The organism is Enterococcus sp. E4-150 (assembly GCF_035726465.1).
GTDB lineage: Bacteria > Bacillota > Bacilli > Lactobacillales > Enterococcaceae > Enterococcus_B > Enterococcus_B faecium.
In genome coordinates this window covers 153,266-164,931 of sequence record NZ_JAPRGK010000004.1, presented here as the reverse complement: position 1 = coordinate 164,931, position 11,666 = coordinate 153,266, and the positions used below count along the sequence as shown (strand labels likewise).

Sequence of the window (11,666 nt, the reverse complement as noted above, 5' to 3'; positions counted from 1 at the left end):
GTATCATGCAAACATTTCCGTTAAACTATTTTTCCGCATTACGTACGCCAACTCAAGTGTTTGCGGGACGCAAACTATTATCATGGCCTAAATTTTTCTTGATATTTGTATTTTTAGTTTCCTTGATGGTCATGCCTGTGACTCTTTTTTATGCCAATCAGATCCAAGCGATTCCATTAGAACAATTTCTATCCGTTCATTCGCTGATCGATGAACAAGGAACCAAAAAATTTTCTGAACTTGAATTATCTGAAACTGGGTTACAATCATCGCAACAAACGATAGCTGTGACCCCTGAAATTTTGGTAGGTGTGTCTTTATCTGAGAAACAACAATCCGATCATGGAACTTTTATTGATTTTGAGAAGGAACAATGGGTGATCCAACAAAAGGACAAATCTGGTATACGCCGCTATACGATGAATTATAGCCCATCTTTCCAACCAGATTCTGTACGTATGCCCGAAGATTTCCAACGATTTTTAGAAAGAGAATTTTATGCCAGTAATCGTCCAACAATCATTTTATCTTATAGTTTAAGTCTTGGTCTTGTCCTATTTGTCATGACGAGTCTCATTTTATTCGGGGCTTCCTTTTTCTTGTGGATGACAAGAAAAAGCCAACTTTCATCCATTCATACATTCAAAGAGAGTGCAAATTTGATGCTGAATGTTATGGGAATAGGTTCCATGGCAGCAGCAGTTGTAGGGTTTATCCACTTTGACTTTATCTTGATGCTAAGTGTCCAAACAACGATAACTGTCTTGCTGCTTTTATGGGTTTTTGTCAAAACAAGATTCAAAGATAAGCGTGTCGAATGACAAGTTTAAGCGATTTATGCGACAATGAATGTGAAAAAAATGAAAAATAAAGTAGTTTTTGAAAAATTTCTGAAAAAATTAAACTTCTTAGTTGATTCTTTTCTTTTTTAGTATTAACGTAATAGGGTAGTTTTTTTAAGGAGGAAAATCATGTTAGAGAAAACTTTATACAATCAATTATTTTCACGTTCTTTCTCGCTCCCTGTCGAAGTAAATTATTGGGACGGTACAACGAAACAATACGGAGATACGGACACTCCTCCCCAAATCAAAATCAATATCCATGAAGAAATCCCAATGAAAGAGATTACAAGTAACGCTTCTTTGGCACTAGGAGAAGCCTATATGGATCATCGAATCGAGATCGAGGGAAGTATCCAAGCATTGATCAATGATGCTTATCAGCAAGCAAACAGCTTTTTACGAGGAAAAGATTATCTAAAATGGCTGCCAAAGAAAGAAAAACATACGAAACAAAAAAACAAAGAAGATATCCATGCGCATTATGACTTAGGTAACGACTTTTATAAACTTTGGCTAGATCCAACTTTGACTTATTCTTGTGCTTATTTCAACACACCTGAAGATACGTTGGAACAAGCACAAATCAATAAAGTCCATCATATCTTAGACAAACTCTTTATCAAAGAAGGCGAAACGTTGCTTGATATCGGTTGTGGCTGGGGAACATTGATGTTCACTGCTGCCAAAGAGTATAATGTCAAGGCAACTGGGATCACACTAAGTGAAGAACAATACGATTTGATTACCAAAAGAATAAAAGAAGAACATTTAGAAGATAAATGCCGTGTATTATTAATGGATTACCGCGAACTAAAAGGCGAAACGTTTGATCATATAACAAGTGTAGGTATGTTCGAACATGTAGGTTCTGAAAATCTTGAAGGTTATTTCAAAGTGGTAAAAGATTTATTGAAACCAAAAGGAACAGCTTTGATCCATGGAATCAGCCGACAACAAGGCGGTGCGACAAATGCTTGGATCAATAAATATATTTTCCCTGGCGGTTATGTCCCTGGTGTTACTGAATTAGTTGATAATATTACAAAAAACGATTTGCAACTGATTGATTTGGAAAGCTTACGTCGTGACTACCAATTGACATTAGAACATTGGACAAAGAATTTTCATCAAGTCCAAGATCAAGTCACGAAAGAAATGGGTGATTCCTTCTATCGAATGTGGGATCTATATTTACAAGCTTGTGCAGCTTCATTTGAATCAAGTAATATCGATGTGATTCAATATTTGCTTGTTCAACCTGGAAACAATGACATCCCAATGCATCGGGCATAATTGAGGCAAAAGTACTGTTTAAAGACTATTTAAAAAGAAGCTAAGTTTTATGATGCTCCAGAAGTGAACTTTTTTGTCTAACTTCTAGGATTGTCTCTAAAGCTTAGTTTCTTTTTCTTTATATTTTCATAATAAAAGTTTGGTTCTTTAATTTTTAAACATGACAGAAAATTTTTTCTTCGTTATACTTGTAATAGAATACTATTTTATAACAAAGGGGATCGAATCAATGAAAAAAACTGTTATTTATACTAGTTTATTTGCAGCTTTGTTTTTAGCTGCTTGTCAATCAAATACCAATCAAGGCACATCTGGGAATACGTCTTCCAGTAGCGAACAGCGCTCTTCACAGGTATCGGACTCCTCAACAAAAGCAAGCACATCTTCGTCTAGCCAGACAAAAAGTTCTAGTGAAGCAAGTACTCAGTCAGATATCAAAGTGTCTGCAACTCGTGCGATCGAATTGTTCCAAGATAAATACCCAGATACTGCAATTACTAGTTTGGAATTAGATAGTGATTGGGGATCTTACTTCTACAAGATAGAAGGTGTCGATGATCAAAAAGAATACGAAGCAAGAATTGATGCTCAAAATGAAAAAATGGAGACAGAGAATCCAGGAACTCTAGATCGAGATGAACAAAATGGTCAAAAGAAAAAAGAAGATGGTCTGGATGTTGATAAATTGATCACGATTGAGGAAGCAGCAAAAATCGCCGTCGACAAAGTAGGAAGCGGTACGGCAACAGATTGGGATTTGGATAAAGATTTAGGTACTACTTATTGGGAAGTCAAAGTAAAAGACGGCAATCAAAGTACATCAGTCAAGATCAATAGCCAAACAGGCGAAGTACTGTCAACTGAACAAGATGATTAAGAATTTCTTCGGAAAACAAGAGTTGATTTTTCTTTTAGTCATGATACACTAGATAAAATAACTTGTTTGAAGGAGCGATTTACTTGAGTTTAGAAACGACCTTTGCCAATCATATCTTTGCCAATCCTTTGATGAATGCATCTGGTGTCCACTGCATGACTACCCAGGAATTAGATGAACTGGCTCATTCAGAAGCAGGAGCATTTATCACTAAGAGCTGTACGATCAATGAACGAAAAGGAAATCCCGAACCACGCTATTTTGATGTTCCTTTAGGCAGTATCAATTCTATGGGACTTCCAAACCTAGGTTTTTCTTATTATCTAGAGTATGCTCTTGCGTATGAAAAAGTGCAGGAAAACCAAAATCAACCGTTATTTTTTTCCATTGCCGGGATGAGTGTCCAGGAAAACTTGGAAATGCTTGAGAAAATAGAAAAAAGTGGGTTTAATGGGATCACTGAATTAAATTTATCTTGTCCCAATGTGCCTGGAAAACCACAACTAGCTTACGATTTTGAGGCCACTTATGAAACACTGAAAGAAGTATTCAGCATCTTTTCTAAGCCGCTAGGAATCAAATTGCCTCCTTATTTTGATTTTGCTCATTTTGATCAGATGGCTGATATCTTGAATCAGTTTCCATTGACCTATGTCAATGCTATCAACAGTGTGGGCAATGGTTTGTATATCGATACAGAACAAGAAGCAGTAGTCATCAAACCAAAAGAAGGGTTCGGCGGCATTGGTGGAGAGTATATCAAGCCGACTGCTTTGGCAAATGTTCGCGCTTTTTATACACGTTTGAAACCAGAAATCCAAATCATTGGTACAGGTGGGATTCGGACAGGACAAGATGCATTTGAACATCTGCTATGTGGCGCAAGCATGTTACAGATTGGTACCGAGCTTCATAAAGAAGGGCCGGAAATTTTTTCTAGAATCATAAAAGAATTAACGCAGATTATGTCAGAAAAAGGATATACGTCAATTGACGAATTTAAAGGCAAATTACGCACCATTTCATAGCAAAGAGACGAAGGTCATGATTGATCTTCGTCTTTTTTTATAAAAAACACTCGTCTGTTCATTCCTGTGCAAGCGTACTCATTGTATGTTAGACGAACTTGTGGGAAAATAACAGAGGCAAAAAGGAGGATAATATGAATGATGCAACAGAATTAGCAAAAGAGCTTAAAGAAAAAGAATTTAGTTTTCAAGAACTAGTTACGGATATACAGAAAAAAATAAAGAAGCAAAATCATGAATTGAATGCGTTTGTCGCGCTTGAACCATTCGAGAGTAATTCCCACGAGCTATTGATTCCCCAGTCAGAAAAAGGGCCATTGGCTGGTATCCCATTTCCTTTAAAAATGCTCGGTCAAGAAAAAAAGGGATGGCTAGCTACTTCAGGATCTCGTTTATTTGAAACACACCGAGCTTCTCATACATCTAATTATGTGCGGCAAGCAGAAGCGATAGGTCTAGTTCCTTTTGGACAAACCAATGCGCCAGAGTTTGGTTTCAAAAATATTACAGACCCAGTCATCTATGGCCCAGCAAGAAACCCTTGGAACCTTGAATGTACACCGGGCGGATCAAGTGGAGGAGCTGCTGCTGCAGTTTCATCAGGAATCGTTCCTTTAGCTGGTGCTAGTGATGGCGGTGGTTCTATTAGAATACCCGCTTCGTTTTGCGGATTGATTGGGCTGAAACCTTCGCGAGGGACGATGCCAGTTGGTCCATATGCTTGGAGAGGATGGCAAGGAGCTGCTATTGATTTCGGCTTGACAGTTTCTATGAGAGACACGGAGGCTTTATTTTATGGGATGAGAAGTATCCATTCCGGTGCGCCATATCAAGTATCGCCAGTTGAGTGGCAAACACATCCAAGAAAAAAACGGTTGAAGATAGCTTTTTGTGTTGATTCACCGATCCACTCACAGATTAGTGAAGAGGCAGTACTTGCTGTAAAAAAAGCTGTAGATTTCCTTGGAAAAGAAGGGCATGATTTGACAGAGATTCCTTACCCACTAGATGGTCGTAAACTGATCACGTCTTATTATCAGATGAATGGCGCAGAAACAGCAGCAATGATCCGCTCGATTGAAACAGGCATCCAGCGAGCTGTCAGAAAAGAAGAACTTGAACCCATTTCTTGGACTTTGTTCCAATATGGTCAGAAGCTCTCTGCCGCTACTTACATCGATTCTCTGCATGTATGGGATGAAGCAGCAATTGTCATGGAAAACCTACATCAAGAATACGATCTATTCCTTTCACCAACGACTGCATTTACCGCCCCTAAAATCAGCGAAGATTTGCAAAGTGATGCGATAAGAGCACAGATGGAACACATCAGTGATTGTTCTGAAGTAGAAGCTTTAGACGTTGTTTCTTCCATGTTTGAGGAGAGCTTGAAGATCACACCTTATACACAGTTGGCTAATCTGACTGGACAACCAGCAATCAGCTTGCCTACTCATTTGACAAAAGAAAACATGCCTCTAGGAATCCAATTTATGGCTGCCAGAGGAAGAGAAGATTTGCTATTTCAAATCGGCTATCTATTTGAAGCAAATCATCAGTTCCATTTACCAAATCCATGGAAATAGCAGAAACAAGGAGAAGAAGAATGAAGAAAAAAAGATTGTTTGCTCTAATAACTAGTGCCTTTTTTATTTTAAGCGCTTGCGGTACAGCTGCCGCTAATCAGGAAGATAACAGCTGGAGTAATGTAGAAAAAAAGAAAGAATTAGTAGTAGCGACTTCTGGCACACTGTTTCCCGCATCTTATTATAATGATCAAAATGAATTAGTTGGTTATGACGTAGATTTGGCAAAAGAGGTGGCTAAACGGTTAAATGTCAAAATCTCCTTTAAAGAATACAACGTGGATGGACAAATCACTTCTGTTTCAAAAGGAGAATCAGATTTTGCTGCGAACGATTTTGGTATCACAAAAGAAAGAGAAAAAAAATTCTCCCTTTCAGAGCCTTTCAAATATTCATTTGACAGTATGATCGTACGAAAAAAAGATGATTCAGGAATCCACTCACTTGAAGATCTTAAAGGGAAAAAAGCAGCTGGCGAACCCAATACTAGCTATATGCGTTTAGCGGAAAAACACGGAGCTAAATTAGTCACATATGACAATGCCACGAATGATCAGTATTTAAGCGATGTAGCAAATGGTCGAACAGACGTTATTCTAAATGATTATTATCTGCAGAAAATGGCCGTATCTGCTTTACCAGATATCCCTGTAAAAATACTGGAGAACGTTTATTTCAATGAAAACGAAAGTGGTTTTTTATTGAAAGAAGGAAATGATGCTCTGAAAAAGAAAATCGATGGCGTATTAAAAGAGATGAAAGAAGATGGGACGACAAAGAAAATATCTGAAAAATATTTTCAAACTGATGTTTCAGTCAAACCGAAAGAAACGATGGCTGAGTCGGTGAGTGAGTGATGTACTTTCCTCTAATTGATTTTTCCCTCATGTGGACTTCACTTCCTTTCGTACTGCAAGGCTTGGTATACACATTAGGGATTGGCTTCGTGTCGTTTCTTTTAGGAAATTTGGTAGGGTTGCTTTTGACAGTTTTAGGTCTTTTGGATTGGCTGCCTCTGAATGTATTTATTCGTTTTTATTTATCGTTCTTTAGAGGCATTCCCGCACTAGTCCTGCTGTTTCTGTTATATTTCGGGTTACCTTATCAATTAAGTGCCTTAACGGCTTCAGTCATCTGCTTTACGATTACCAGCAGTGCATTTATTGGTGAAATCTATCGAGGATCACTAGCAGGCGTTTCTTCAGGTCAGTGGGACGCTGGTTTAGCTTCTGGTTTTTCTTTCTTTGGGGTATTGAAATATATCGTTTTGCCGCAAGCTTTTCGAATCTCGGTACCGGCACTCAGTAACGTAGCTATGGATCTAGTGAAAGGTACTTCGTTAGCAGCAACAATCACAGTGCCAGAAATATTTCAAAAAGCAAAGATCATAGGCGGTCGGACATTCGATTATTTTTCTCTCTATATTTTAGTTGCACTGATTTATTGGGTCATTTGTATCGGGATCGAAAAAGTGCAACAGTATTTAGAAAAACGTTCTATCCATCAGTCAATCTGAAAAATAGAAATGGTGCTAGCGTGGCTGGCACCATTTCTATTTTTTGTTTCTTGTATATTCTGCCTAGTATTTTAAAACCATTTCATGTAAAATGTAAATCGAAAATATGTTCGGAGGTAGAAAACATGAAGACCCCGCTAACCATCGAAATAGAATCCTCGTTATACCAATATTGCATCGAGCAAGGCGGCTTGGTTGTAGAAGAAGTCACGATGCCTGATGACCAAGGAATTGTAGATACGCTTAGCTGCTTGACAAAATTTGATGGAAGCCGAGAATGGCGATGCTATGAGCTGAAAGTGACAAAAGCAGATTTTCGCTCTACAGCCAAACTGTCATTTGTTGGACATTATAATTATTTTGTTTTACCAAGTAAACTATATGAAGAAGTAAAAACTGAAATCCCTACAGGAATAGGTGTTTTAGTGTATCGTCCGTACACGGTTGAAGAGGAGATGACTGCCTCTGGTACATTTCTGATTGCGAAAAAAGCAGCAAAGAAAGAGCTTGCTGTACCGGAAGAAGCTTTGACAAACCGCTTCATGGCTTCTTTATTCAGGGAAGTAAGAAAAGCAAAGCAAATGGAGCGAGGCGTAAAATATTTTCCAACAGATCAATTGTACAAAGAATTGAAAAGACGTTCAGAAAATCAAGATCCATTTTCTAACGAACGACATTATGAACGGTTTTTAGAGGAAATAGCTAGTCAGGCAATCAATGAGTTGCAAGAAGAAGTTATCGCGCTTCAGCATGATTATGAATATTTGAGGCAACAACAGCAGATCCGTCGGTTGCCTACAGAGCCATTGGAGTGAAAAATATGTACTATCCTTATTTAAGAGGAAAACAATTTGATCTATTAGCATTAAAAGAAGGACTGTCGCGAGGATTGCTCTCCAATAAAATCCAACCAGTGATCGAACCAGTACGTGATTCCGCTACGCTTAAAAATGTGATCGAATTATTTCAAAAAAAGCACCATCCAATCGCTGTGATCCAAAATCCCCAAGTAGGACAATTCAAATTATTCGATCAGCATGTGCACAGTTGGACAGTCAAAGAAAATAGCTCTGTCGTCCCTGCACAGATCTTAACGCCAGAAAATCTCAGTGAAGTACTGGATTCACCTCCAGCGTTTCTTGTTTTCGATGGACAGCACTACCCAAAAGATACAGAGGTGTGGAAACAGTTGGCAGGAGTTGATTCGAAATTTTTGATACCAGATACTAGTCGCTTTCGCATCTGGCTGCCCGAAAACAAAATTGTGATCCGTGACTCTTTTCAAACGAGAAAGCATGTTGAAAGTTATGCAGATAAAACAGATGACTTTTTTAGTGATGACTATCTTTTTTTCCACGCAGACGGATATATTGGATTTTCTGATTTCACGATCGAAGGTAGCCGTTATTTCGATAAAGGGTTCCCTAGCCGAGCGCTTGCTATCCATCTAACGTATATTGATGCTTACGGCAATATACGCGTGAAACATTTTGTCTCTGACAGTAACGACTCTGCTAAAGACCAAGCATTGAAGTTTCTTGAAGCAGGAGATAAAATGAAAAAATGGATCATGCGTCACCATCATCAACTCTTGATTACTTCAGGAATGATTGAATTATTGGCTCTTTACCAGCAACAAAAATTCCCTGGACTGGGAGTGTTGAAAAAGTGGTCACTTATGCATCATTTAGAACTTATTAGTCACCTGCTAGATCATCCAAAAGATTGGCTTAAATATTATTCAAAAGTTCAGGAACTATATGAAGTGATCCAATGATTAGATAATGTAAATGAAAAAGGAATAGAAAAGAGGAAACTGGATGTATATTCGGCAAACAAGGAAAGAAGAAGTAGAAGAAGTGGTAGAAATCATTAATGCCGCAGCGGATTTCATTGCTTCGCAAGGCTCTCCTCAATGGCAAAACGGGCAGAAACCAACAAAAGAAACGATTTTGAACGATATTGAAAGAAAAGAAAGTTATGTATTAATAGTGGAAGATCAAATTGCTGGAACAGCTGCATTAGTCTCAGGCGTGGATCCCGTTTACACAAAAATAGATGGTAGTTGGAAAGAATCAACTGGTCCTTATTTATCGATTCATCGTGTCGCTTTAGCAGAAAGTACTCGAGGAAAAAAACTAGCAAAACCGTTCTTAGAACATTTGTTGACGATTGCAGCCAGCAAAAATATCCAAGATATCCGTATCGATACTTATCCAGCTAATAAACCGATGGAAAAGACCATCTATTCTGCTGGATTCACTTATCAAGGGATGATTGAATTTCCTTTTGAACACGGCGAAAGAAAAGCATATCAAATAATCATCAATTGACTATAAAATCATCTGAGCAAAGATAAAGACATTAACACTACTGAAAAAAACAATCATATGATAGCCAAGAGGTTGTAACAGAAGTGGCCAGCTTCAAAAAACAAGAAAGAATTTCCGAAAATGCTTCTCAAATTTTTGTGGAATTTTAGCGTATTTTACGAAAAAGCTGCTTTCTGAAACTCCCTTCATCGAGAGGTCGTGACATAGCTTTTGTCACGACCTCTCGGCTTATCCTACGAGTATTATTCGATACATTTATATCAATAATCCTTTTTTTATTTTATCTGCAGCTTCTTGGAACGCTCCATCGTTTGACACGACTAAAAGTGAGGGGATAGCTTTCAAACGTTTCAACTGTGCTAAATCTTCTACATAAACCGCCAGTCTGGCTGAAATCTGTTCAGATGAATCTCCACGTTTTTTCAGGCGCGATTGCAATGTTTCTTTAGAGATCGTAATAAAGATAGGACGGACTACCGTCCCGAAATACTCATATAAATGCCAAAAACCATTTGCTGTCAAAACGGCGTAACAATTTCCTACTGTCAGTTTCTTTTTAATTTCTGCTTTACTGGAACCATATTTATGTTGAGCATATTGGTCCCACTCTGCAAACTCATTTCCCTTGATCATCTGATTGAATGTATTGTCAGAAACAAAATAATAATCCTCTTGATCTTTTTCCCCAGGTCTTGGTGATCGATTCGTGTAAGTAATGATCTTTTGTTCCGGCTGAAAAATAGCTTCTGCGAGTGAAGTTTTTCCAGAACCAGAAGGACCGATAAATACATAGCAATAATTCATTGTCATTTCTCCTTTGATGATTGAACAAGTGAAAAAGCTTTGGAAAATATTTCCAAAGCTTTTAAAAGCAACTTTGCTTTTTTGTATATTATACCAGCAAGCCAGTCACAATAGCACTTAAAAAGCTGACTAAAGTCGCTGTTAGCAAAATTTTCAATCCGTGTTTTGCGACAAGATTTCCTTTTTCTTCATTTAATCCCTTCATCGCACCAGAAATGATCCCGATAGAAGAGAAGTTGGCAAATGAAACGAGGAAGACAGATATAATTGCTGTTGTACGCTCAGTAAAATGGAAATTACCATTTGCTAATTCTGTCATAGCAACAAATTCATTTGTAACCAGTTTAGTCGCCATGATACTACCGGCATCCACTGCTTCTTTCCATGGGATTCCGCTGATGAAGGCAAGAGGGGCAAAGATGTAACCTAGGATCTCTTGGAAAGTGATGCCGAATATCCCGTGGAAGATAGCATTGATCATGGCAATCAAAGCAACAAAACCGATAAGCATAGCAGCAACCGTGATCGCCACATGGAAACCATCAAGAATGTATTCTCCCAACATTTGGAAAAATGTCTGTTCTTTGTTTTCTTCAATGATCAGCTCATCTTCTTTTTCTTCTAATACATAGGGATTTACAATTGAAGCCAGAATATAACCGCCAAATAAGTTCAAAACAAGGGCAGTGATCACATATTTAGAATCGATCAGTGCCATATAAGATCCGACGATCGACATAGAAACTGTAGACATAGCCGATACACTCATGGTGAACAAACGTTTCTCAGATAGGAAGGGTAATTCCTTTTTTATGGAAATAAAAACTTCCGATTGTCCTAAAATAGCAGAAGCTACTCCATTATAAGATTCCAATTTGCCCATCCCGTTGATTTTACTTAATCCTAGACCAACAGCTTTCATAAATAATGGAAGAATCTTGATATAGCGTAGAATACCGATAATAGCAGAAATAAATACGATTGGCATCAATACGGAAAGAAAGAAAGGTGCACTTCCTTTATTTGCTACACCGGCAAAAACAAAGTCAACACCTTGCCCAGCAAAAGCAAGAAGATGATCAAACATTTTTGCCAATACAGAAACAACCGCTGTACCAAAAGTTGTACGTAATAATACGAAACCAAGAACAAGCTGCAAAACGAACATCACAATTAGTGGTTTCAATTTGATTGCTTTTTTGTTACTACTGATCAAAAAAGCAAGCCCTAATGTGACAAATAAACCAATAATACCTAATAAATAACTCAAATAATCACTCCTATTCCAAATTCCGTTTTATTTTACCTGTTTTGCAAATAAAATACTAATCTTTAGTGAAATTTTCATTACTTTTTTAGAGTGAAACGCATTCATTTTCCATTA

12 protein-coding genes are annotated in these 11,666 nt (G+C 37.8%); 10 read left to right on the top strand and 2 right to left on the bottom strand.

Annotated elements, in window-relative coordinates:
• Positions 1-5: 5 nt before the first annotated feature.
• The 10 genes from OZ002_RS05395 to OZ002_RS05350 all read left to right on the top strand — a co-directional run bounded on the left by OZ002_RS05395 (position 6) and on the right by OZ002_RS05350 (position 9,478).
• Entirely contained in the window at positions 6-821 is an 816-nt protein-coding gene (locus OZ002_RS05395) for a maltodextrose utilization protein MalA (RefSeq protein WP_156248994.1), read from the top strand.
• Positions 822-971: 150 nt separating this feature from the next.
• Complete coding sequence (locus tag OZ002_RS05390) at positions 972-2,138, top strand: SAM-dependent methyltransferase (RefSeq protein WP_002324076.1); 1,167 nt, start codon at positions 972-974, stop codon at positions 2,136-2,138.
• 229 nt (positions 2,139-2,367) lie between these two features.
• Positions 2,368-3,015 (top strand): PepSY domain-containing protein, encoded by a 648-nt coding sequence (locus OZ002_RS05385; RefSeq protein ID WP_156248995.1) that lies wholly within the window; start codon positions 2,368-2,370, stop codon positions 3,013-3,015.
• A gap of 83 nt (positions 3,016-3,098) precedes the next feature.
• Positions 3,099-4,043 carry a dihydroorotate oxidase gene (locus OZ002_RS05380; RefSeq protein ID WP_002295918.1) on the top strand — a complete coding sequence of 315 codons (945 nt, stop codon included), beginning with the start codon at positions 3,099-3,101 and terminating at the stop codon, positions 4,041-4,043.
• Between the two features lie 134 nt (positions 4,044-4,177).
• Positions 4,178-5,629 (top strand): amidase, encoded by a 1,452-nt coding sequence (locus OZ002_RS05375; RefSeq protein WP_002324849.1) that lies wholly within the window; start codon positions 4,178-4,180, stop codon positions 5,627-5,629.
• Positions 5,630-5,649: 20 nt separating this feature from the next.
• Entirely contained in the window at positions 5,650-6,486 is an 837-nt protein-coding gene (locus OZ002_RS05370) for a transporter substrate-binding domain-containing protein (protein ID WP_002298445.1), read from the top strand.
• Positions 6,486-7,145 carry an amino acid ABC transporter permease gene (locus tag OZ002_RS05365; protein WP_002321153.1) on the top strand — a complete coding sequence of 220 codons (660 nt, stop codon included), beginning with the start codon at positions 6,486-6,488 and terminating at the stop codon, positions 7,143-7,145. Before OZ002_RS05370 ends, OZ002_RS05365 begins: the two co-directional genes overlap by 1 nt.
• 125 nt (positions 7,146-7,270) lie before the next feature.
• A complete protein-coding gene (locus OZ002_RS05360) occupies positions 7,271-7,960 on the top strand; it encodes a hypothetical protein (protein ID WP_125179342.1) in 690 nt (229 codons plus the stop codon).
• Between the two features lie 5 nt (positions 7,961-7,965).
• On the top strand, positions 7,966-8,922 hold the full coding sequence (locus OZ002_RS05355; RefSeq protein ID WP_125179341.1) for a sce7725 family protein: 957 nt from the start codon (positions 7,966-7,968) through the stop codon (positions 8,920-8,922).
• Positions 8,923-8,965: 43 nt separating this feature from the next.
• A complete protein-coding gene (locus tag OZ002_RS05350; protein WP_002331762.1) occupies positions 8,966-9,478 on the top strand; it encodes a GNAT family N-acetyltransferase in 513 nt (170 codons plus the stop codon).
• Positions 9,479-9,733: 255 nt separating this feature from the next.
• On the opposite strand, the gene OZ002_RS05345 is transcribed toward OZ002_RS05350, so the two are convergent.
• Both OZ002_RS05345 and OZ002_RS05340 read right to left on the bottom strand, forming a co-directional pair.
• Complete coding sequence (locus tag OZ002_RS05345; RefSeq protein ID WP_002295911.1) at positions 9,734-10,282, bottom strand: guanylate kinase; 549 nt, start codon at positions 10,280-10,282, stop codon at positions 9,734-9,736.
• Positions 10,283-10,370: 88 nt separating this feature from the next.
• The gene (locus OZ002_RS05340; protein ID WP_002295909.1) at positions 10,371-11,552 is read right to left on the bottom strand and encodes a NupC/NupG family nucleoside CNT transporter; all 1,182 of its coding nucleotides are present in this window, start codon (positions 11,550-11,552) and stop codon (positions 10,371-10,373) included.
• Positions 11,553-11,666: the final 114 nt, after the last annotated feature.